Below are 24,185 nucleotides of genomic sequence, written 5' to 3'. Positions count from 1 at the left end.
GAGCATGAAAAAAGGAGTTTACAGCATATTAAAAGCTCGATTTTTAGTGAATGAAGACGCTACAAGAAACTGGCGATTCATAGTGTTTCTGATTTTTCTTGCCATTTTGATGATTGCCAATACGCACCGATTTGAGCAAAAAGTTTTCCGAATCACAGAATTGACAAATGAAGTAAAGGAATTGCGCTCCGAATTTGTAGATAAGCGTTCGGAATTAATGAAATTAAAAATGGAATCGACCGTTTCAGAAAAAATGGAAGAAAGAAAAATTCTTCCATCATCGGTTCCACCACAAAAGATAAAAGTTAAAAAACCAGTAGAAAAAAGTTTCTTTCAAAAGTTATGGCAGTAGAAGATAAACATATCTCTTACCGAATTTATTTAGTAGCCTTCAGTATTTTTCTGATGACTATTGCTATTACTATAAAGTTGACCAGAATTCAATGGGTTGATGGTAATTATTATAGAAAATTAGCAAAAGAAAGAACGGTTAGAAATTTTGTGATTCCTGCTAATAAAGGCAATATTTATTCAGCTGACGGAAGTTTGTTAGCTACTTCTATTCCCAATTATAATATCCGATTTGATGCAGTAGCTCCAAAGTCAGTTGACTTCGAAAAGAATGTAAATACTTTGGCTGATTCTTTAGGAAAAATGATGGGGAAACCAAGTTCTTTTTATCAATTTGAATTGAAAAAAGCTAGGTTAAATAAAAACAGATATTTGTTAATTGCCCGTGACTTAAGCTACACAGAATACGTGAAAATTAAAGGCTTTCCATTGTTCAATTTGGGAGCTAATAAAGGTGGGATAATTACTGAGCAAGAAACCGTAAGAGAACATCCCATCGGGAAAATAGCTGAAAGAACTATTGGGTATGACCGAATTGATGAAAACGGAATTCGTATTGGAAAAGGAATTGAGTGGTCTTTTAGAAAGTATCTTAACGGAAAAGACGGAAAAGTTTTAAAACAAAAAATCGCAAAAGGGCAGTGGAAACCAATTAAAGATGTCAATGAAGTAGATCCTCAAGATGGTTATGATGTGATATCGACTATTGATGTTTACATTCAGGATATTGCGCATCATGCTTTGTTGAAACAGTTACAAGATTACAAAGCAGATCACGGTTGTGTGGTAGTGATGGAAACCAAGACAGGAAAAATCAAAGCTATTTCTAATTTAGGAAAGTTGAAAGAAACCGATTCAACTTATTTTGAAACAGAAAATTATGCTATAAAAGAATCTCACGAACCTGGTTCGACATTCAAATTGGTTGATATGATTGCTTTATTAGATGATCATAAAATTGATACCAGCAAAACTTATGACACTCAAGGCGGAATCATTTCTTATCCAGCTTTTAAAGGAAAAAAAGTTCGCGATTCTCATGATGGGGGTTACGGAAGAATTTCTTTGGCAAGAGGTTTTGAAGTGTCTTCTAATACCGTCATGGTTCAAGCCGTTTACGAAAACTATAGAAACAATCCGCAAGAGTTTGTAGATAGAATTGATAAAATGGGTTTAAATAAACCTTTAGGGCTACCGATTCAAGGAGAAGGGAAACCTTATATTCCACAACCTAAAGATAAACACTGGAGTGCTTTGTCACTACCGTGGATGGCTTATGGATATGGAGTTGCTGTAACACCTTTACAAACATTAACGCTGTATAATGCCATAGCCAATAACGGTGAAATGGTGAAGCCGCAATTTGTTTCCGAAATTAAAGAATGGAATCAAACGATTAAAAAATACAACAAACAAGTCATCAATCCAAAGGTTTGTTCTGATGAAACCATTGGTAAACTGAAGGCAGTAATGCAAAATGTGGTCAAAAGAGGAACCGCATCAAAATTGTATTCTAAAGATTTTTCTATGGCAGGAAAAACTGGAACAGCCCAAGCAGGTTATGGAACAAATGGTGGTGCAGATAAACATTATATTTCTTCTTTTGTTGGTTTTTTTCCAGTTGAAAATCCTAAATATTCTTGCATTGTTGTAGTGCACAAACCCAATACTTCTGGCAATAATTACTATGGCGCTGATGTAGCTGGTCCTGTTTTCAAAAGAATTGCACAGAAAATTTTCACCGATTCTCCATCTACTAATGTGGTTAAAAACATCAATCGAAAAGTAAACAAACAAGAGCTGGCTTACGAGAATTATAATAGTAAAGCAGCATCAGAAATAAAAGTTATCCCAAATCTAAAAGGAATGAGCGGTATGGACGCCGTGGCACTTTTAGAAAATTTAAAACTGAAAGTTAAAGTGATCGGAATTGGTAAAGTAAAAAAACAATCCATCCCTGCCGGAGAAGCATTAGATAAAAACAAAACAATCATACTAGAATTATCGTGATTATTTTAAAAGACATATTATACAAAGTCGCCATCGAAGCTGTAAAAGGTTCGACTGAAATGACTATCAATAAAATTGAATTTGATTCTCGAAAAGTTCAGGAGAATGATGTTTTTGTGGCTATTCGAGGAACCGTTTCTAATGGTCATGATTTTATTGAAAAAGCTATCAGCATAGGAGCAATTGCTATTGTTTGTGATACTTTGCCAGATGACATTGTTGCTGGAGTGACCTATATTCAAGTAAAAGATACTAATTCAGCATTGGCATTTTTAGCTGCTAATTATTATGGAAATCCTTCACAAAATTTAAAATTAGTTGGAATAACAGGCACCAATGGCAAAACTACCATAGCATCTTTATTGTACCAATTGTTTCAAAAAGCTGGATATAAAGTAGGATTGCTTTCAACCGTAAAAATCTTGGTAGATACCACAGAATATAAAGCTACACACACTACTCCAGATTCACTAACTATCAATTATTATCTAGCAGAAATGATTGAAATGGGTGTGGAATATTGTTTCATGGAAGTAAGTTCCCATGGCATTCATCAAAAACGAACCGAAGCCTTGCATTTTGAAGGTGGTGTTTTCACTAATTTATCTCACGATCATTTAGATTACCATCCAACATTTGCAGAATACCGCGATGTAAAAAAATCATTTTTCGATCATTTGCCAAAATCAGCATTTGCTTTAACCAACATCGATGATAAAAATGGTTTGGTGATGATTCAAAATACAGCAGCTAGAAAATTGACTTATGCTTTGAAATCGTATGCCAATTATAAAGCACAAATTCTAGAAAATCAATTATCAGGATTGTTGCTGAAAATTAATGAAAGCGAAGTTTGGGTTCGATTAATCGGAACTTTTAATGCTTACAATTTATTAGCCATTTATGGAACGGCTGTTGAATTAGGTTTGGACAAATTAGAAGCACTTCGTTTGTTATCTGAATTAGAAAGTGTTTCAGGACGTTTTCAATTTATTGTTTCAGATAGTAAAATAACGGCGATTGTTGATTATGCGCATACTCCAGATGCTTTAGAAAATGTATTAAAAACCATCAATGATATTCGAACCAATAACGAACAATTGATAACTGTTGTGGGTTGTGGTGGTGACAGAGATAAAACCAAAAGACCTATCATGGCCAATATTGCCTCAACCATGAGCAATAAAGTAATCATAACTTCTGACAATCCAAGAACCGAAGATCCAATAGATATTATTGCGGAGATGGAGAAAGGGGTTGAGCCACAAAATCAAAGAAAAACATTGTCGATTGTCGACAGAAAACAAGCCATCAAAACAGCCTGTCAATTAGCAGGCTCCAACGATATTATTCTCATTGCCGGAAAAGGACATGAAACCTATCAAGAAATTAATGGTGTTCGCCATGATTTTGATGATATGCAAATTGTAAAAGAACTTTTAGAACAGCTAAACAAATAAACCTATGCTATATTATTTATTTGAATACCTAGACAAAACAATGGATGTTCCCGGAGCAGGGGTTTTCCAATACATTACTTTTCGTTCGGCTTTGGCGTTGATTCTTTCGCTGATGATTTCTACTATTTATGGTAAAAAAATCATCACTTTTCTAAGAAACCAACAAGTTGGAGAAACAGTAAGAGAACTTGGATTGGAAGGACAAACTCAAAAAGCAGGAACCCCAACAATGGGTGGATTAATCATCATCATTGCTACTTTGATTCCGGTTTTGTTGCTAACCAAATTAAATAATATCTACATCATCCTTTTGATAGTGACTACACTTTGGATGGGAACCATTGGTTTTATTGACGATTATATCAAAATCTTCAAAAAAGACAAACAAGGTTTAAAAGGAATTTTTAAAGTATTTGGTCAAGTAGGATTGGGACTAATCGTTGGTTCGGTATTGTATTTTCACCCAGGAGTTACCGTTAGAGAAAGATCGGCTACGCCAATTTCGTTTAATCAATCTCAAAATGTAATTACTCAAACACCTGTTGAAAGTAAATCGACTGTGACTACCATTCCGTTTACAAAAAACAACGAACTAGATTATGCCAAAATCATTGCATGGACTGGTGACGGTTATGAAAATTGGGCTTGGTTAGTATTCATTCCAATCGTAATTTTCATTATCACTGCAGTTTCCAATGGCGCCAATCTAACTGATGGAATTGATGGATTAGCCGCAGGAACTTCCGCTATTTCAGTATTGGCCCTTGGGATTTTTACTTTCGTTTCGGGGAATGTTATTTTTTCTAGCTACTTGAATATTATGTATATCCCAAATTCGGGAGAAATGACAGTATTCATCTCCGCTTTTGTGGGAGCATTAGTTGGATTTCTTTGGTACAATTCCTATCCCGCAAGTGTATTCATGGGAGATACAGGAAGTTTAACCATTGGAGGAATTATTGCTGTATTGGCGATTTCAGTCCGAAAAGAAATGTTGTTGCCTGTATTATGTGCCATCTTTTTTGCCGAAAATCTATCCGTGATTTTACAAGTTTCCTATTTCAAATACACCAAAAAGCGATTCGGTGAAGGAAAACGAATTTTCCTCATGTCGCCGTTACACCATCATTATCAGAAGAAAGGATATCATGAAAGTAAAATTGTAACACGTTTCTGGATTGTCGCAATTCTGTTAGCTATTGTTTCTATTGTGACCTTAAAATTGAGATAATGCAACGATTAGTAGTACTTGGTGGTGGAGAAAGTGGTGTGGGAACAGCCATTTTGGGAAAGAAACAAGGATATGATGTTTTTGTATCTGATTACGGAGAAATAAAAGAGAATTACAGAGAAGTTCTTAAACAATATGAAATTAAATGGGAAGACGAAACCCATACCGAAGACCTGATTTTAAACGCTGATGTAGTAATGAAAAGTCCGGGAATTCCAGAAAAAGCTCCGATTGTAAAAAAGCTTTTGGAGAAAGGAATTCCAGTGATTTCTGAAATTGAGTTTACAGCTCCTTTTACTAAGGCCAAAACTATAGGAATTACAGGAAGCAATGGAAAGACAACAACAACCATGTTGACCTATCATTTGCTAAAAGAAGGAGGATTAAATGTTGGATTGGGAGGGAATATCGGAAAGAGTTTCGCCTGGCAAGTGGCCGAAGAAAATTATGATTGCTATGTCTTGGAATTAAGCAGTTTTCAACTAGACGGAAACATAAATTACAGACCAGACATTGCCATAATTACAAACATAAGTCCAGATCATTTGGATCGATACGAATATAAATATGAAAACTATATAGCATCAAAATTTAGAATAACAATGAATCAAACTGAGGATGATTATCTCATCTATGACGCCGATGACGAAGCGATTTCAGAATGGTTCCAACATAACAAAACAAAAGCCCAATTAATTCCCTTTTCACTAACCAAAACATTTGAAAACGGAGCCTTTATAAAAAATGACATTATGGAAATTAGCATCAACAACGAAGAATTTGAAATGAAAACCGGAGAAGTTTCTTTGGAAGGAAAACACAACATGAAAAACGCGATGGCGGCCACTTCTGTTGCCCAACTGATGAAAATCAGAAAGGAGACCATTCGCGAAAGTTTATCCAATTTTCAAGGGGTTGAACATCGTTTGGAAAAAGTGCTAAAAATCCAAAATGTGCAATACATCAATGATAGTAAAGCGACCAATGTTAACGCTACTTTCTTTGCTTTGGATAGTATGACGGTTCCAACGGTTTGGATAGTCGGAGGTGTCGATAAAGGAAATGATTACAGCGAATTAATGTCGTTAGTACGCGAAAAAGTTAAAGCTATCATTTGTTTGGGTGTTGATAACAAGAAAATTATTGATGCTTTTGGAAACGTTGTTGACATGATGGTGGAAGTTGATAATATGCGTGATGCCGTTATAACAGCAAAACATATTGCAGAAAAAGGAGATGCAGTTCTGTTATCTCCAGCATGCGCAAGTTTTGATTTATTTCAAAATTATGAAGACAGAGGAAGACAATTTAAAGCGGCAGTTCAGAATTTATAATAGTTAAAAATGAAAGAACTAATAAACAGTTTAAAAGGAGATAAAGTCATCTGGGCATTCGTTGCCTTGTTGGCCTTGTTTTCGTTTATGCCTGTTTTTAGTGCCAGTAGTAATTTGGCTTACATGCGTCATGGTTCAGGAAATGCTTTTACGTATTTGCTTAAGCATGCGGCCCAAGTGCTAGTTGGTTTTTTCATTCTTTATAAAGTGCACAAAGTACCGTATCATTATTTCAGAACGATTTCCAAAATTTTATTGCCTGTAGTTTGGATTTTACTGATTTATACTTTGTTGAAAGGCACTATAATTGAAGGGGCCAATGCCAGTCGGTGGATACAAATTCCGTTTATTGGAATCACTTTTCAAACATCAACATTAGCTTCCATCGTATTGTATGTTTTTGTTGCCCGATATCTATCGAAAAAAAGAGAAACGCCTATAACTTTTCAAAACTCGCTTTGGGAATTGTGGACGCCCGTTTTTATCACATTAATTTTTATTCTTCCAGCCAATTTATCTACCGCAGCTTTAATATTTGCTATGGTAGTTATGTTAGTTTTTATTGGGAAATATCCCTTAAAATACATCGGAATTATTTTAGGAGCAGGAATACTTGGATTGACTTTTTTCATTTTAGTTGCCAAAGCTTTTCCAAATGCTTTCCCCAATCGTGTAGATACTTGGATTGCTCGTATAGACAACTTTACCAGCGACAAACCTGATGAAGACGATTACCAAATCGAAAAAGCAAAAATAGCCATTGCCTCTGGTGGAATATACGGACTTGGTCCAGGAAAAAGTGTGCAGAAAAATTTCCTTCCTCAATCTTCTTCCGATTTTATTTATGCCATTATTGTAGAAGAATACGGAATGATTGGAGGATTGTGTGTGCTAGGATTGTATTTATTATTGCTATTTCGATTTGTAGTAGCAGCACATAAAGCCAATTCCCTTTTCGGAAAACTTGTCGTCGTTGGACTCGGATTCCCCATCATTTTTCAGGCGATAACAAATATGGCTGTTGCTGTTGAATTATTGCCAGTAACTGGTCAAACTTTACCATTAATCAGTAGCGGAGGAAGTTCCATTTGGATGACTTGTATTGCGCTTGGCATCATATTGAGTGTAACTAAAAAAGAAGAAGAAATTGCCGAAGAACAAGCTGAAAAGCAAAAACGGGAAGATGCGTTACAAAAGCTAATCGATAAACAATTACAAGAAGACGAAGCAGCAGAAATAGAGGATTTCTCTATAGTGGATTCAGCAAATCCGATGAATGCGGTTTTAAATAAAAAATAAGAATGAGCAAACTAAAATTCATATTAAGTGGCGGAGGAACGGGTGGACATATCTATCCAGCGATTGCTATTGCCAATGAATTAAAGTCGCGTTTCCCCGATGCAGAATTCCTTTTTGTGGGAGCCAAAGACAAAATGGAAATGCAAAAAGTACCACAAGCTGGTTACGAAATCAATGGGCTTTGGATTGCAGGGTTACAACGAAAATTGACATTGCAAAACGCGATGTTTCCATTAAAGTTGATGAGCAGTTTATGGAACTCCAGAAAAATAATTAGAAAATTCAAACCCGATGTAGTAATTGGAACAGGTGGTTTTGCCAGCGGACCCTTATTGCAAGCGACCAATAGTTTTAATATTCCAACAGTAATTCAGGAGCAAAATTCCTATCCAGGAATTACCAACAAATTATTGAGCAAGAAGGCCAATTCGATTTGTGTGGCGTATGAAAATTTAGAGCGCTTTTTTCCAAAAGATAAAATCGTTTTCACAGGAAATCCAGTTCGTCAAGATTTATTAGATGTTGAGAACAAAAGAATAGAGGGTATATCCTATTTCAAATTGCATGCTAATAAAAAAACGTTATTAATTCTCGGAGGAAGCCTTGGTGCCAGAAGAGTGAACCAATTAATAGCTAAAGAACTCGATTTTCTATTAGAAAGCGATGTTCAAGTTTTTTGGCAGTGTGGCAAGTTATATTACGAAGAATACAAGCATTTTAATGAGAAAGAAAATATACAAGTCGTTGCTTTTATTGATAGAATGGATTTGATTTATGCGGCAGCCGATTTTGTGATTTCGAGAGCTGGAGCCTCTTCGGTTTCTGAACTTTGTTTGGTGGGAAAACCAACTATTTTCATTCCGTCACCTAATGTGGCCGAAGACCATCAAACTAAAAACGCCAAAGCTATTGTAGATAAAAAGGGAGCCATTCTATTAAGAGAAAGCGAATTGGATTCATCCTTTGAAACTACATTTTCAGATTTGATTTCAAATGAAAATCTGCAAAATGAATTAAGTCAAAACATTAAAAAATTGGCTAAGCCCAATGCTACAAAAGATATCGTAGAAGAAATTATAAAATTGATAAAACAAAAGTGAATTTAAACCAAATACATAACGTCTATTTCATTGGTATCGGAGGCATCGGAATGAGTGCTTTGGCTCGCTATTTCCAGAACATTGGTAAAAATGTTTCAGGTTACGACAAAACACCAACCATGTTGACGGATGAATTGATTGCTGGCGGAATGTCTATTCATTTTGAAGACAATATCAGTTTAATTCCAACCGATTATTATGTAGAAAATACTTTAGTCATAATTACTCCTGCTGTTCCAGTTTCGCATTCGGAATGGAATTATTTTCTAGAAAGAGATTATGTAGTGAAAAAGCGAGCGGAAGTATTGGGTATTATTACCAAAGACACATTTTGTTTCGCTGTAGCAGGGACTCACGGAAAAACAACAACGTCAAGTATTCTTGGTCATATTCTTTACGAAAGTGGCGCCGATGTTACCGCTTTTCTGGGAGGAATCGTTGAAAATTATCATTCGAATTTAATTGGAAACGGAAAGACTGTCACTGTTGTTGAAGCTGACGAATTCGATCGTTCCTTCTTGCATTTACATCCCAATATTGCCTGCGTAACTTCCATGGATGCGGATCATTTAGATATTTATGGCGATAAAGCGGCGATTGAAGATTCGTTCCGAGAATTTGCCAATAAAGTTGAAGATAAAAATAATTTGTTTGTTCCAAAAGGATTGCCTTTAGAAGGCTTAACTACAGGAATCAATGAGGAAGCAACTTATAAGGCTTTCAACATCCGAATTGATAACGGGTTTTATGTTTTTGATGTACAAACGCCATCTGAAACAATCCAAAATCTACAATTTGGTTTGCCTGGAAGACACAATTTAATGAATGCCTTGATGGCTTTAGCAATGGCTAAAACTTATGGTACCCCAACCGAGTCCATTGCTAGAGCCTTGGCTTCATTTAAAGGAATTCAACGTAGATTTTCGTATCAGATCAAATCAGATAAGTTAGTTTACATCGATGATTATGCGCATCATCCAACAGAAATTAATGCCGTACATCAAGCGGTTCGTGAATTGTATCCAAACGAAAAAGTGCTGGCTATTTTTCAACCGCATTTGTTTAGCAGAACCAAAGATTTTGCCGATGATTTTGCCAAAAGTTTATCTCAATTTGATGAGATTTTGATGTTGGATATTTATCCGGCAAGAGAATTACCTATGGAAGGAATTACATCAAGTTGGTTGCTTTCTAAAATGGAAAATCAACATAAAAAATTGATTTCAAAAGACGAATTAATACCGTCAATTTTAAAAAGTGAGGCTAAAATAATTGTGACCATTGGTGCTGGAGATATAGGGGAATTAGTTCCAAAAATTAAACAAGCGTTATTATGAAATATTTCACTTGGATAAATATCAGATTATTGCTCATGATTGCCATGGTAATCTTCTTGTTTTCGTTCACTTCGTATCGAAATGAGAGAAGAAAAATCAAGAAAACAGAAGTGATTTTTATTGGCGAAAACACACTTTTTTTAAAGCCAGAAATGGTTAATAAATTGTTAATAGAAAAAAATCAAGACCTAAAAACATTAAACAAAGTTGATTTAGATTTGAAGAAATTGGAGTCCTCTATCAACAAACAAGAAATGATCCAAAAAGCGGATGTGTTTGTCAGTGTTGATGGGGTTCTAAAAGCGGTGGTAAAACAAAAAACACCAGTTGGAAGAGTGTTTGACGAAACGGGTTCTTTCTATATTGATTGTGAAGGAAATAAGATGCCGTTATCAGATAATTATACAGCTAGAGTTCCACTAGTTTCGGGGGAAATTAATGTAGTTAAAAAGGAAAAATTATCTGAAGTTTTAAAGATGATTACCCAAGATGAGTTTTTGAAAAAAAACATCATAGGTGTACAGGTTTTGCCTAACGGTAGCTTGGTTATGGAGAACAGAAATTACGATTATCAAATCGATTTCGGAAGAACTATTAACATCGAGAAGAAATTTAAAAACTATAAAGCCTTTTTTCAGAAGGCAGTTTTAGATAGCACTTTGAATAAATACAAGAGAATTAATTTGAAGTTTACCAAACAAGTAGTTTGCATTAAATAGAAGGTTATGGAAAAAGAGAATATTGCAGTAGGATTAGATATCGGGACAACCAAGATTGTTGCCATGATTGGCAAGAAGAATGAGTATGGCAAGTTAGAGATTTTGGGTGTTGGAAAATCCAAAAGTCTTGGCGTGGCTCGTGGTGTGGTAAATAATATTACCCAAACGATTCAATCTATTCAACAAGCAGTTCTTGAAGCCGAAGCCAATTCAGGATATAAAATTAACGATGTGGTGGTCGGTATTGCTGGACAACACATCCGTAGCATTCAACATACGGATTATGTAATCAGAACTAATCCTGAAGAAGTAATCAGCGGACGTGATATTCAATTGTTGATTGATCAGGTAAACAAATTAGCAATGCTGCCTGGGGAAGAAATTATCCATGTATTGCCACAAGAATTTAAAATCGACGGGCAATCTGAAATTAAAGAACCAATTGGAATGTATGGTGGAAGATTGGAAGCAAGCTTTCACGTAGTAGTTGGTCAAGCATCCTCTATCAGAAACGTAGGAAGATGTATTCAAAGTTCAGGCATTGAATTATCAGGATTGACTCTAGAACCTTTAGCGTCAGCAGATGCAGTGTTAAGCCAAGAAGAAAAAGAAGCCGGTGTTGCTTTAATAGACATAGGTGGAGGAACGACCGATTTAGCCATTTTCAAAGATGGTATCATCCGTCATACAGCAGTAGTGCCATTTGGCGGAAACGTGATTACCGATGACATCAAAGAAGGCTGCTCAATTATTGAAAAACAAGCCGAGTTATTGAAAACCAAATTTGGTTCAGCGTGGCCAGGTGAAAATAAAGACAATGAAATTGTATCGATTCCAGGATTAAGAGGAAGAGATCCAAAAGAAATATCGTTAAAGAATTTATCAAAAATTATCCACGCGAGAGTGGTAGAAATTATTGAGCAAGTTTTTACCGAAATCAAAGCATACGGGCATGAAGATCCAAGAAAAAAGCTAATTGCTGGTATTGTATTAACAGGTGGTGGTTCACAATTGAAACACATCAAACAATTAGTAGAATACATTACTGGAATGGACACAAGAATTGGCTATCCAAACGAACATTTGGCTGGGAATTCAAGCGAAGAAATTTCAAGTCCATTATTTGCAACAGCAGTAGGATTGGTAATGAATAGTATCGAAAACAATTCAAACAGTGCCTACAAAATTGAATTAAAAGAAGTGGCTGTGGAAGCTCCAAAACAAGTAGTTTTTCAACAAGTAGCTCCAACGCCAGTTGTAGAAGAAAAAATAGAAGAAGTTTCTAATGTTATTGAGGAAGAAATCAATCTTGAAACGGAAACTACAGAACATAAAATAAAAAGATCCTTTTTTGACCGTTACGTCGAAAAGATTAAAGATTTTTTAGATAACGCGGAATAGTTGGAAGCGGGAAGAATAAAACAGTAAGATAGACAAAATAAAATTTAGAATATATAATACCTAACAAACCCAAGCAGTATGATAAGCAACTCAGAATTTGGAAACATCTCATTTGATTTACCAAAAAATCAATCAAATGTGATTAAAGTAATCGGAGTTGGTGGCGGAGGAAGTAACGCTATCAATCACATGTTCAAACAAGGAATCAAAGGCGTAGATTTCATTGTTTGTAACACCGACTCTCAAGCACTTCAAAATAGCCCTGTGCCAAATAAAATTCAATTAGGAGTTTCCTTAACTGAAGGACTTGGTGCTGGAGCAAACCCTGATGTAGGTCAACAATCAGCTATTGAAAGTATTGGTGATATTGAAAAAATGTTGGATACCAATACCAAAATGGTTTTCATTACGGCAGGAATGGGTGGAGGAACAGGAACAGGTGCTGCGCCTGTAATCGCTCAATTGGCTAAAGAGAGAGGGATACTTACGGTTGGAATTGTAACAAAACCATTTCAATTTGAAGGGAAAGTGCGTTATGAACAAGCTTTGTTAGGTGTAGAAAAGTTAAGAAAACAAGTAGATTCTTTGATTGTTATCAATAATAATAAATTAAGAGAAGTATACGGAAATTTAGGTTTTAAAGCTGGATTTTCAAAAGCTGACGAAGTGTTGGCAACAGCATCCCGTGGAATTGCAGAAGTAATTACACACCATTATACACAAAATATTGATTTAAAAGACGCCAAAACTGTTTTGTCAAATAGTGGTTCAGCTATTATGGGTTCTTCTACAGCAACTGGAGATAATCGCGCCAAAGACGCTATTATTTCTGCTTTAGATTCTCCTTTGTTAGATGATAATAAAATTTCAGGTGCCAAAAACGTATTGTTGCTTATCGTTTCAGGTTCTAGCGAAATTACTATTGACGAAATTGGAGAAATCAATGACCATATTCAATCAGAAGCCGGACATGGTGCTAATATTATAATGGGTGTTGGTGAAGATGAAACATTGGGCGAAGCTATCGCAGTTACTATCATTGCTACAGGTTTTAATGTAGAACAACAAAATGGAATTGTAAATACAGAAGCTAAGAAAATAATTCATTCCTTAGATGGTGAGCATAAATTAGAGCGTGATTTAACACAAAAGTCAGTTGATGTTTTCCAAACCATTATTGATACTCCTGTTACTGAAGCTAAAGAAGAAAAAATCGTTTTTGAATTAATCGAAGACGAGTTGGAAGTAGAAGCTCCAGTTGTTTTTGAAGCACCTGCTGTTGTTGCTTCTATAGACGAAAACGAATTGATTGCTATGAATCATTTCATTAGAAACTTAGACGTAACCTTTGAAATCGTATCGCCAATAAATGATATCGACTTCAATGTAACAACTCCAGAAGTTCGTGAGATGAAAGTGGTGGAATCTCAAGCTATCGAAAAAGAAGAAGAGCAAATTACTTTTACTTTTGATATTCCGGCTATGCCAACCTTTGAGAAAGTAGAAACTGTTGAAAAAATAGAAGCTGTAGAAGAAAGTAGAATCGTTTTTGATTTGTCTGATTCGCCAAATAATATCGAAGTAAACCAACCAGTGCAATTTGTTCCAGTGACCGAGTTGAATGAGGAAGGTATAATCAAATATTCTTTGGAAGAGTACATGGAGTTAGAAAATGACTTGTTAAACTCAAAACCTGCAGCAGCTGTTGTAGTGGAAGAGCCAATTGCAGAAGAGTTGAACATCACGATGAAACAATTGGATGTCGAAAAACCAATTTCAACAGTAAATCATTTTGAAGATATTTCACCAGTGGAAATGACGATTGAGGAGACTTTGAAACACAGAGCTGACGATAGAAGAAGAAAATTAAAAGAGTTCAATTACAAGTTCCATAACAATCCTTCTAAAATTGAGGAACTAGAAAAAGAACCAGCTTACAAACGCAATGGCGTGGATTTGTCAACTAACACACAAGGGAATACCAACTCAAGAATGTCAGTAGGAACCGATAGTAATGATGATACTCAGTTGCGATCTAACAATTCTTTCTTGCACGATAATGTAGATTAATTCTATAGCTATCCATTATAATCTTTAACCCGTTTCGGAAGAAGCGGGTTTTTTATAGAAATGAGTTAAAACTCATCTACCTAAAGCCCACCGGGCTTCCTCCTTTTAATTTCAAATGTTCTAACAATTCTTTCTTGCACGATAATGTAGATTAATCTACAGGAAACCCCAAAATTTGTAACCCGGAAATTTCTTTGAGATTTTCGGGTTATTTTTTTTAACTTCGCATGGCTTTTTAAGTTGTTGTTTTATTAGGATTTAATGAGGTTTTTTGATAATGTAAAAATACCTGACAGCCACTGGCTGTCCTCCTTTTAATTTCAAATCATCGGGGCTAAAAAGCAAACCATTTGAATACAATCTAACAAATTAAACATTTAAACTATGAGTTTAGCTACCCAAATAATGGACGAAATGAAAAATGCTATGCGTACAAAAGATACCATAGCTTTAGAAGCCCTTCGTGCCATCAAATCAGAAATTTTATTAGCGCAAACTGCAACAGGCTCAAAAGAAGAAATTACAGAAGCCGACGAGATCAAAATATTGCAGAAATTAGTAAAGATGCGTAAAGACAGCGCGACTATCTTCACTACACAAAACCGTCCAGACTTAGCAGAACCAGAATTAGCACAAATCGCTGTCATCGAAAAATTCCTTCCAGCTCAATTATCAGAGGATGAAGTAGAAGCAATCGTTGCTAAAATCATTGCAGAAACTGGCGCGTCTGGAATAGCTTCTATGGGAAAAGTTATGGGACTAGCTTCAGCTCAAATAGGCGGTTCAGCAGAAGGGAAAACTATATCTTCTATTGTTAAGAAACTTTTAGTATAATACTAATAATGGCTCCGTAGTTCAACTGGATAGAATATCAGATTTCGGCTCTGATGGTTGCAGGTTCGAACCCTGCCGGGGTCACAACATCGCATTTGGTTTACAACAAAATCCCGTAAAACTTTGGTTATACGGGATTTTTCATTTTCCTCATATACCGTGTCGCAGCTTATGACTGCTGCGTAAATTTATCACTACTTATCCCAAATACAAAATACCTTTTGAAAATCCGCAGGATTTTCCAAGAAAGCACAGACGTAGCAGTAGTTACAAACTGCTGTTCTGCGTTCGGCTTTTTTATGAGTCAAGATTTTCTTTGGGATTTCTTAAAACACTCCTCGTGAATACTTCAACACTCTTCGTGAATGCTCCAACACTCTTGCAGGATGGTTCAACACTCTTGCAGGATGCTCCAACACTCTTGCAGGACGCTCCAACACTCTTGCAGGATGGTTCAACACTCTTGCAGGATGGTTCAACACTCTTGCAGGATGGTTCAACACTCTTGCAGGACGCTCCAACACTCTTGCAGGATGCTTCAACACTCTTGCAGGATGGTTCAACACTCTTGCAGGATGCTCCAACACTCTGTTTGAACTAAAAGATTTACGCGTTGATTTTCTATATTCCTTTTTTCCTGAAGTACTTTTTTCTAAAGCTAACATAAGCTTACGCATAACAAATATATTATTTATTAGCATTGACAATGGGTAAATTAGAGGTGTGTTATTCTGTAAAGAAAAAAGCCCTTAATGATTGTTAACCCTAGTAAAATAAGATTGAAAAAAACATCTTGCTTTGCTTTTATACGTAATGAAAATTATTAATGTAAAAAAAGGAAACCAACTATGAATGCAAACATAAAAAATTAATTTTAAACAAAGAGATCAATCCGAACCCTCTATTTAAAACCGCTTCACATACTCCTGTGTCGTCACTCCTGTAATGGTTTTAAAAGCAATAATAAAAGTATTATAGGAAGAAAATCCAACTTTTAATGCAAGAGATTCTACCGTGTGATTTATAAGATAGCCATTTTCAAGTAATTTGGTAGCGTCGTTAATGCGCACAATTTTTTTATAATCTGAAAAACTTTCGTTGCAATGAAATTTGATAATATAATGAATATGGCTGTTAGGAATTTTTAACGTGGCTGCAATATCGTCAATAGTTAAATCGGGATTTCGGAACGTATGGGTATGAAACGAAAGTTCTTCAATTTGATGCAGATATACCATTAACAATGATTTCATTTTTTCTTCCAGTTTTTTATCCTTATTGCTGCTAATGGGTAAAGAAGTACCTTCAATGTTCCAAACGCTATTGAGTACCATTTTTTCGGTAGTACTATTTATAGTTTTGTTTAAAATGTCATAACCAAATAATATTTCGGGACTCAAGATTATTTTTACAAAAATAGCTATCCAAACTAAAGCGGGCATCCAAAGGTTATCATTGCTTACATTTCCAATTTTATGTGCAATTATAATATTAACTAATCGTATGATAAAAATTAAAACAAACGAACAATACAAAAACAAACACCAGTTTTTGATTTGGTCATTTTGCTTTTGAATAATCTTAATATGAGTTGTGCGACGCCACACATGTTTATAAAGCATTATGAACCCAATTATAGCATAGAAAATATAAAATATAACAGCGAGAACGAAAAACAGCTTTAAAAACAACTCCTTTATTGTAGTAGAGTTAAAGATATTTGAGATAAAAATACTTCCTAATACTAGTGGAAATATAAAATGCATCAAATTAGATAATTCAAACTTTTTTTCATAGATAATGTTTTGAAAATAAAGATAATAACAGGGTATCAACATCACAAAGCTAACATCTATTATGGTTATTAATTTGCCAATATGCATTTCTGGGTAGGATTCTGATATCCAATGAAATAAAAAGCGTATAGCGACATTGGCAGTGATAATAATCAAGTATTTATTAATCAATGAATTCCCATTGCTTTTATTTTTTATTAAGATTAAAGCAGTACTTAAAAATCCTAATATGGAAGTAATTAATAATATAGTGTTACTTAACATAAAGCTAATTTTGTTTTAAATGAAGAGCGCTATTTCAACCTCAATATTTGTTTAAAATGAAGTTTCAAAAGTACTGTAATAATCATAAAAAAAATGAAACCAAATATCTCATAAAAAGGATAATACCTCCGAATAATTGGAAAAAAGCATATTATAAGCGCTTAAAACTTCTTTTTTAGCTATATTATAGAACTTCTTTTTTTATAAAATACGATTTGTTTTTGTTTTACTAATTGAGTTCGCTAAAATGAATCTCATTTTATGGACTTTTATATTTGCTCCTCAACTTCTACCATACCGAGAAACTAGTAAGAAGATAAAGTTCTACCAATAAACGGAAATCAAATTTTAAAACAAGGAAAACCAAAAGGCGATATTGGATATAGTTAATTTTTACTATTGTTTTGTAACCTCAAATATCAAAAAAATTAAAAATGAAAAAATTAAAAACACAAATCAGTATTTTAACATTATTGCTGCTGCTGTCTTGTAGCTTTGTTAGAGCACAAAATCCTTCCTTGCTTTTTGCAAAAGGAATTGGATCCAAATTTCCAACAGGTAGTACTCTTGTTGTGAATGCCATCAAATTGGATGGATCGGGCAACCGATATGTAACAGGTTCTTTTGTTGCCACTGCCGATTTTGACCCAAGTACAAGCACTGCCGACCTTGTAAGTGCTGGGAATTCAGATATATTCATTGCTAAATATGATGCAACGGGTAAATATGTATGGGCAATTAGAATGGGTGGCACAAGTATCGAAGTGGGGAATTCCATAGCGCTCGATAGTAGTGGTAATGTGTATATAACCGGTTATTTTAACGGCACTGCAGATTTTGACCCTAGTTCGGGTACTGCCAACCTTGTAGCTAGTGGAGGTAATGATATATTCCTTGCTAAGTACGACGCTTCTGGTAATTATGTAATGGCCAATAAAATAGGTGGTTCTGGTGATGATAAAGGTTTTTCCCTGTCGGTGGATAATGGTTATATAAGCATAACAGGGTATTACACCGGTACAGTAGATTTTGATCCAAGTGCAAGCACTGTAAACCTATCAAGTGCGTCAGGATCTGACGATATATTTCTTGCTAAATACAGTACTGTTGGAACTTATGTTTGGGCAAAAAGTATAGGATCAAGTAGTTCTGATGAAGCAAGATCACTAGCAGTGGATGGCAGTGGAAATATAGTGATAACAGGTTATTTTCAAGGCACTGTAGATTTTGACCCTAGTGCTAGCACTGCCAACCTAACAATGGCTGGAGGTATTGATATATTTGTAGCTAAATATAATTCTTCGGGCAATTATCTATGGGCTGATCGTCTTGGCGGTACTGATACTGATGTTGGTATTTCTTTAGCGTTGGATGGTAATGGTAATGTGCTGGTAACGGGAGTATTTAATGGCACAGCCGATTTTGACCCAAGTGCAAGTACAGCCAACCTAACAAGTGCGGGTGTTGGTGATATATTCATAGCAAAATATAACTCCTCAGGAAATTATGTATGGTCTAATCGTATTGGTGGCACAGCTGATGATTACGGAAATTCCATAGCTGTAGATAGTAGTGGTAATGCGTTTGTAACAGGTTATATAAATGGAACTACGCCAATTGATTTTGACCCTAGTGCAAACACTGCCACCCTAACAGGTGCTGGAGGTAAAGATATATTTGTTGCTAAATATGATACTTCGGGTAATTATGTAGGGGCAACTAGCTTTGGAAGTACAGGTGATGAGCAGGGTTTATCATTATCAGTGAATACTAACAGTGTGGTTGTAGCAGGATTTTTTAATAGCACGGTAGATTTTGACCCAAGTACGAGCACTGCAAACTTGAATGCGCCCGTACAAAATGGTTTCATAGCGAGTTATACCACAAATGGTATTTATAATGATGCGGGTATTTTGGGTAATTACAATTCTTCAAATAGTTTAATTTCAAAATATATTGTAAAAGATAGCTCAGGTAACTTGTATGTAACAGGCGTTTTTTATGGCACAGCAGATTTTGACCCAAGTGCAAGCACTGCCAACCTAACAAGTGCGGGAGGTACTGATATATTTATTGCAAAATATGATGCTTCAGGCAATTATGTATGGGCAAAAAATATGGGCGGTACTAATTATGATTATGGAAGTTCCATGGCAGTAGATAGTAGCGGCAATGTGCTTGTAACTGGTTATTTTGCAGGCACAGCCGATTTTGACCCCAGTGCAAGCACTGCCAACCTAACAAGTGTGGGAGCTAGTGATATATTTATTGCGAAATATGATGCTTCGGGCAATTATGTATGGGCAAAAAATATAGGCGGTACTGGTTATGGTTATGGATATTCCGTGGCAGTAGATAGTAATGGCAATGTGCTTGTAACGGGTAATTTTAGTAGCACAGCCGATTTTGACCCCAGTGCAAGTACTGCCAACCTAACAAGTACGGGAGGTTATGATATATTTGTTGCTAAATATGATGCTTCGGGTAATTATGTATGGGCAAAAAATATGGGCAGTACTGGTTCTGATTATGGATATTCCATGGCAGTAGATAGTAATGGCAATGTGCTTGTAACGGGTAGTTTTAGTGGCACAGCTGATTTTGACCCAAGTGCAAGCACAGCTAACCTAACTAGTGCGGGAAGTAATGATATTTTTATTGCGAAATATGATGCTTCGGGCAATTATGTATGGGCAAAGAATATGGGCGGTACTAGTTATGATATTGCATATTCCTTGGCATTAGATAGTAATGGCAATGTGTTTGTAACGGGTTATTTTACTGGCACAGCCGATTTTGACCCAAGTGCAAGCACTGCAAACCTTACAAGTGCTGGTGGAAGTAGTGATATTTTTATTGCTAAATATAATTCTTCGGGCATTTATGTATGGGCAAAAAATATGGGATCTACTGGTCCAGATGTTGGAAATTCATTGAAAGTAGATAGTAATAACAATGTGTTTGTAACTGGTTATTTTGCTGGTACAGCTGATTTTGACCCAAGTGCAAGTACTGCCAACCTAACAAGTGCGGGAAGTAATGATGTATTTGTTGCTAAGTACAACACTTCGGGTAATTATGTATGGGCCATTAGTTTGGGAGGAACTGGTAACGATATAGGAAATTCACTGGAGTTAGATAGTGATGGCAATGCTTTGGTTACGGGTCAATTTTTGGACACAGTAGATTTTGACCCAGGTAGTGGCACTACTAACTTAAGTACAGGAGAAGTAGGCAAGAGCTATGGGTTTATAGCTAAATATGGTACTATATATACCGTTACTTTCGATAATAATACTGGTTCTGGCACAATGACCAGTCAGGTAGCTTCTGCTTCTACGGCATTAACAACCAATACCTTTACCAAAACTGGTTATCATTTTACAGGATGGAATACTGTAGCTAATGGATCAGGAACAGCTTATGCAGACGGAGCTAGTTATTCCTTTGCCGCCAATATAACATTATATGCACAGTGGGCTAGAAATATCCCAACGATAACTACGGTACCTACAGCAAGTAATATAACTTATGGTCAAACATTGGCTTTTTCTACTTTAAGTGGAGGTGTAGCAAGTGTAGCAGGTACTTTTGCGTTTACTACGCCAAGTACTACACCAAATGCAGGTACTGCTAATCAAGGCTATACTTTTACCCCTACAGATACCATTAATTATACTACAGTTACAGGTACGGTAAGTGTAACGGTAACAAAAGCTACTCCAAGCATTACTACTGCTCCTATAGCAAGCAGTATCTGTTTAGGTAATTCTCTTGCCTCTTCTACTTTAAGTGGAGGTATTGCTAGTGTGGGGGGTACATTTGCTTTTACTACACCGAGTACTACACCAAGTACTGGTACTGCTAATCAAGGCTATACTTTTACCCCTACTGATACAACCAATTATAATACTGTCACAGGAATGGTAAGTGTTACCGTTCAGCCAGCACCATCGAGTGCAGGAAGCAATGGTACATTAACAATTTGTTCTACTACGACTTTAACAACAGGATTGTTGTTTGGAGCCTTAGGTGGTTCACCAGCAGCAGGAGGAACTTGGTCACCAGCTCCAATAGGTGCAGGAACGTATACTTATACTCAGGCAGCAACTTCACCATGTTCAGTTAATAATACTGCTACAGTTGTGGTTACGGTTCAACCAACAGCAGCAAGCGCAGGAACTAATGGAACTTTAACGGTTTGCGCAGGAACTACTCCTAGTAATGCACAATTGTTTGCTGCTTTAGGAGGTTCTCCAGCAGCAGGAGGTACTTGGTCAAACGTTGGATTGGTTTATACTTATACTCAAGCTGCCACTTCACCATGTACTGTTAATAACACAGCTACAGTAACTGTTACTGAGCAAGCCTTACCAGCAAGTGCAGGAAGTAATGGTACATTAACAATCTGTTCTACTACTCCTTTGACCACAGGACTGTTGTTTAGTGCCTTAACTGGTTCACCAGCAATAGGAGGAACTTGGTCACCAGCTTTAGCAGGTGCAGGAACTTATACTTATACTCAAGCGGCCACTTCGCCATGTACTGTTAATAATACAGCTACGGTAGTTGTTACGGTTCAACCAGCACCAGCAAGTGCAGGGACAAATGGAACTTTAACTGTTTGTGCAGGTACAACACCAAGTAATGCACAATTATTTGCTGCTTTAGGAGGTTCGCCAGCAGCAGGAGGAACTTGGTCTAATATAGGATTGGTTTATACTTATACACAAACTGCTATTTCACCTTGTGCTGTTAATAATACAGCTACAGTAACAGTTACTGAACAAGCCTTACCAGCAAGTGCAGGAAGTAACGGAACATTATCTATTTGTTCTACTACTACTTTAACTACAGGAATGTTGTTTGGCGCCTTAACAGGTTCACCAGCAGCGGGAGGAACATGGTCACCAGCTCCAGCAGGTGCAGGAACTTATACTTATACTCAAGCGGCTACTTCACCATGTTCAGTTAATAATACTGCTACAGTAATAGTATCTGTTGTTAGTGCTCTTACTTGGTATCAAGATTTAGATGGTGATGGTTATGGTAATTCAGCGGTTAGTCAAGTAACTTGTTCTAATCTTGCTCCAGCTTATAGTCTTTTAGGTGGAGATTGTAATGATGCTGTGGCCACTATTAATCCAGGAGTAACAGAGATTTGTTATAACAATATTGATGATAATTGTAGTGGAGCAATGTCTGAAGGATGTGCACCAGTAGTTGTAAATATGACACCATCGTACAACAATACTACTTTGGTATCCTTATCAACAGCCATTCCAGCGGTAGGGTATTCTTATCCAGGAACTTCAAATATTAAATATCGTTTCTCTATCACTAATGTAACTACTAATGTTACTTCAGCCGATATTATTCAAACCTCACGATATGTAACTATTCCTTCAGCACTTCATGTATATGGTGCTACCTATACTATTAAAGTATCCGCAGTGATTAATGATGAAGTTGTTCCTTTCTACGGAAATACTATAACAGTAACTGGACCTACGGTTCAATTGATTACATTGAGTTCATCAAGTTGTGGTGCTACTTTGGTTAGTTTGTCTTCTACGATTTCGGCTAATGGAGGATTGAATGCTACAGGGTATACTTTCCGTATTCGATTGGCAAGTGATAATGGACCAACACCAACGTATGGTTTCTCTCCTTCAGCAACTCGTTTTGTGGGAGCTAATTCATTTGCAGGTTTCCCATTGCAGTATAATTCAAGCTATAAAGTGGCAGTACAATATACTTACACGGATCCTTTAACAAGTATACCAGTTCAATCAGGTTATGGGGCAGAGTGTACTGTATTAACTCCATCAATTCCATTGATTGGTTTAGCTGCACCAACTTGCGGTTCACAAGTAGCGACATTGAATGCAGGTATTACAGCTAGTCCAGCAGCTTATGCTACAGGATACCGTTTCCGTATAAGAATGACTACTGATAATGGGCCAACGCCAACGTATTACTATTCCTTACCAAATGCTAGCAGATTCTCATCTTTAGTAGCATTCCAAGGCATTACGTTTGCTTACAATACACAGTATTCTATCGCGGTAGAGTATAGTATTTTGAATAATAGTGTAACAGTATGGTCAGGATTTGGTTCAGAATGTATCGTTCAAACCCCATTCTTCCCAACTACATCGTTAGTACCATCACAATGTGGATTGTCAACTGCAACATCGTTAACACAACAGTTGAATATTACACCTTACCCAGGTTTCCCTAATTATAAAGTGAAGTTAGATGAAATTAGTGGAGAGGATGTAGTTAATTCACAAGAAATCATTGTTACTTATTCTAACTTTAGATTGAATCAATTCTCGATTGCACAGTTAGGTAAAAACTATAACGTATCGGTAGCTATTAAATTAAATGGTGTGTTTGGAGATTATTCAACCGCTTGTGATATGTTCACAGCAGCTCCACCAAGAACAGTTAAATTACCATTTAAAGCTACAGCGTATCCAAACCCATTTGCCAATAACTTTATGTTAGATGTTACTACTTCAAGTAAATCAGTTGTAGGCGTAAAAGTGTACGATATGGTTGGAAGGTTAATAGAACAACGTGAGGTTAATGTATCTGATATGGAGAACACCACCATCGGAGACAGATATCCTTCAGGTGTTTACAACGTGGTTGTATCACAAGAGGATAGTGTGGAAATCGTTAGGGTGGTTAAGAGATAAGTTAGGTTTAATTTATTAAATAAAAATCTGATGAATGCATGGTTTTATTTTATTCTTCAATACAATGAGGCATGATTTATTAATTAATAATTCATAAATTTTTCAAGAAATTTTATTGTTAGATTTGAAAATAAGTCTACTGAGTTCACAATAAATAGATGAGTAAAGTAAATGTACAAGTTAAAAGGTACAAATACTTTACTCATCATTTTTTATATCCAAGTAATAGCCTAAAACGATATTGAAATATATTTTATATACTAAATGTTGCA

Annotated in this window: 15 protein-coding genes and 1 tRNA gene; 14 read left to right on the top strand and 2 right to left on the bottom strand. The window is 36.0% G+C overall.

Annotated features, from left to right (window positions below):
* The first annotated feature begins 4 nt into the window (after positions 1–4).
* The 13 genes from OLM53_RS07695 to OLM53_RS07635 all read left to right on the top strand — a co-directional run bounded on the left by OLM53_RS07695 (position 5) and on the right by OLM53_RS07635 (position 15,230).
* Positions 5–352 carry an FtsL-like putative cell division protein gene (locus tag OLM53_RS07695; protein ID WP_264519656.1) on the top strand — a complete coding sequence of 116 codons (348 nt, stop codon included), beginning with the start codon at positions 5–7 and terminating at the stop codon, positions 350–352.
* On the top strand, positions 343–2,361 hold the full coding sequence (locus OLM53_RS07690) for a penicillin-binding protein (RefSeq protein ID WP_264519655.1): 2,019 nt from the start codon (positions 343–345) through the stop codon (positions 2,359–2,361). Before OLM53_RS07695 ends, OLM53_RS07690 begins: the two co-directional genes overlap by 10 nt.
* The gene (locus OLM53_RS07685) at positions 2,358–3,821 is read left to right on the top strand and encodes a UDP-N-acetylmuramoyl-L-alanyl-D-glutamate--2,6-diaminopimelate ligase (protein ID WP_264519654.1); all 1,464 of its coding nucleotides are present in this window, start codon (positions 2,358–2,360) and stop codon (positions 3,819–3,821) included. Before OLM53_RS07690 ends, OLM53_RS07685 begins: the two co-directional genes overlap by 4 nt.
* Positions 3,822–3,825: 4 nt before the next feature.
* The gene (gene mraY / locus OLM53_RS07680) at positions 3,826–5,052 is read left to right on the top strand and encodes a phospho-N-acetylmuramoyl-pentapeptide-transferase (protein ID WP_264519653.1); all 1,227 of its coding nucleotides are present in this window, start codon (positions 3,826–3,828) and stop codon (positions 5,050–5,052) included.
* Entirely contained in the window at positions 5,052–6,386 is a 1,335-nt protein-coding gene (murD, locus tag OLM53_RS07675) for a UDP-N-acetylmuramoyl-L-alanine--D-glutamate ligase (RefSeq protein WP_264519652.1), read from the top strand. Before mraY ends, murD begins: the two co-directional genes overlap by 1 nt.
* A gap of 9 nt (positions 6,387–6,395) precedes the next feature.
* Positions 6,396–7,685: an FtsW/RodA/SpoVE family cell cycle protein gene (locus tag OLM53_RS07670; RefSeq protein WP_264519651.1), complete on the top strand. Its 1,290-nt coding sequence runs from the start codon at positions 6,396–6,398 to the stop codon at positions 7,683–7,685.
* 2 nt (positions 7,686–7,687) lie between these two features.
* Entirely contained in the window at positions 7,688–8,785 is a 1,098-nt protein-coding gene (gene murG, locus OLM53_RS07665; protein ID WP_264519650.1) for an undecaprenyldiphospho-muramoylpentapeptide beta-N-acetylglucosaminyltransferase, read from the top strand.
* A complete protein-coding gene (gene murC / locus OLM53_RS07660; protein WP_264519649.1) occupies positions 8,782–10,122 on the top strand; it encodes a UDP-N-acetylmuramate--L-alanine ligase in 1,341 nt (446 codons plus the stop codon). Before murG ends, murC begins: the two co-directional genes overlap by 4 nt.
* Entirely contained in the window at positions 10,119–10,841 is a 723-nt protein-coding gene (locus tag OLM53_RS07655; RefSeq protein ID WP_264519648.1) for a cell division protein FtsQ/DivIB, read from the top strand. The genes murC and OLM53_RS07655 overlap by 4 nt, the downstream gene beginning before the upstream one ends.
* Before the next feature lie 6 nt (positions 10,842–10,847).
* Positions 10,848–12,242 (top strand): cell division protein FtsA, encoded by a 1,395-nt coding sequence (ftsA, locus tag OLM53_RS07650; RefSeq protein WP_264519647.1) that lies wholly within the window; start codon positions 10,848–10,850, stop codon positions 12,240–12,242.
* Between the two features lie 78 nt (positions 12,243–12,320).
* Positions 12,321–14,312 (top strand): cell division protein FtsZ, encoded by a 1,992-nt coding sequence (gene ftsZ, locus OLM53_RS07645; RefSeq protein WP_264519646.1) that lies wholly within the window; start codon positions 12,321–12,323, stop codon positions 14,310–14,312.
* Between the two features lie 384 nt (positions 14,313–14,696).
* Positions 14,697–15,146 carry a GatB/YqeY domain-containing protein gene (locus tag OLM53_RS07640; protein ID WP_264519645.1) on the top strand — a complete coding sequence of 150 codons (450 nt, stop codon included), beginning with the start codon at positions 14,697–14,699 and terminating at the stop codon, positions 15,144–15,146.
* 10 nt (positions 15,147–15,156) lie between these two features.
* Positions 15,157–15,230, top strand: a tRNA-Arg gene (locus OLM53_RS07635).
* Positions 15,231–15,472: 242 nt separating this feature from the next.
* Here the strand turns inward: OLM53_RS07635 and OLM53_RS07630 are convergent.
* Together OLM53_RS07630 and OLM53_RS07625 are read right to left on the bottom strand one after the other, a co-directional pair.
* Entirely contained in the window at positions 15,473–15,823 is a 351-nt protein-coding gene (locus OLM53_RS07630) for a hypothetical protein (RefSeq protein ID WP_264519644.1), read from the bottom strand.
* A 228-nt stretch (positions 15,824–16,051) separates the two neighbouring features.
* Positions 16,052–16,768, bottom strand: coding sequence for a helix-turn-helix domain-containing protein (locus OLM53_RS07625; RefSeq protein ID WP_264519643.1), 717 nt, complete (start codon positions 16,766–16,768; stop codon positions 16,052–16,054).
* Positions 16,769–17,640: 872 nt separating this feature from the next.
* Between OLM53_RS07625 and OLM53_RS07620 the strand changes: the two genes are divergently transcribed.
* Positions 17,641–23,913, top strand: coding sequence for an SBBP repeat-containing protein (locus OLM53_RS07620; RefSeq protein ID WP_264519642.1), 6,273 nt, complete (start codon positions 17,641–17,643; stop codon positions 23,911–23,913).
* The last annotated feature ends 272 nt before the right edge of the window (positions 23,914–24,185 follow it).

This window comes from Flavobacterium sp. N1994 (assembly GCF_025947145.1).
Lineage (GTDB): Bacteria > Bacteroidota > Bacteroidia > Flavobacteriales > Flavobacteriaceae > Flavobacterium.
Note: the sequence above shows the minus strand (reverse complement) of the source record. Positions and strands in the feature narration are given on the sequence as shown.

Coding starts and splice junctions, on each gene's coding strand:
- OLM53_RS07695 (WP_264519656.1), top strand. CDS start 5: ATGAAAAAAGGAGTTTACAGCATATTAAAAGCTCGATTTTTAGTGAAT.
- OLM53_RS07690 (WP_264519655.1), top strand. CDS start 343: ATGGCAGTAGAAGATAAACATATCTCTTACCGAATTTATTTAGTAGCC.
- mraY (WP_264519653.1), top strand. CDS start 3,826: ATGCTATATTATTTATTTGAATACCTAGACAAAACAATGGATGTTCCC.
- murD (WP_264519652.1), top strand. CDS start 5,052: ATGCAACGATTAGTAGTACTTGGTGGTGGAGAAAGTGGTGTGGGAACA.
- OLM53_RS07670 (WP_264519651.1), top strand. CDS start 6,396: ATGAAAGAACTAATAAACAGTTTAAAAGGAGATAAAGTCATCTGGGCA.
- murG (WP_264519650.1), top strand. CDS start 7,688: ATGAGCAAACTAAAATTCATATTAAGTGGCGGAGGAACGGGTGGACAT.
- OLM53_RS07655 (WP_264519648.1), top strand. CDS start 10,119: ATGAAATATTTCACTTGGATAAATATCAGATTATTGCTCATGATTGCC.
- ftsA (WP_264519647.1), top strand. CDS start 10,848: ATGGAAAAAGAGAATATTGCAGTAGGATTAGATATCGGGACAACCAAG.
- ftsZ (WP_264519646.1), top strand. CDS start 12,321: ATGATAAGCAACTCAGAATTTGGAAACATCTCATTTGATTTACCAAAA.
- OLM53_RS07640 (WP_264519645.1), top strand. CDS start 14,697: ATGAGTTTAGCTACCCAAATAATGGACGAAATGAAAAATGCTATGCGT.
- OLM53_RS07630 (WP_264519644.1), bottom strand. CDS start 15,823: ATGCGTAAGCTTATGTTAGCTTTAGAAAAAAGTACTTCAGGAAAAAAG.
- OLM53_RS07625 (WP_264519643.1), bottom strand. CDS start 16,768: ATGCTTTATAAACATGTGTGGCGTCGCACAACTCATATTAAGATTATT.
- OLM53_RS07620 (WP_264519642.1), top strand. CDS start 17,641: ATGAAAAAATTAAAAACACAAATCAGTATTTTAACATTATTGCTGCTG.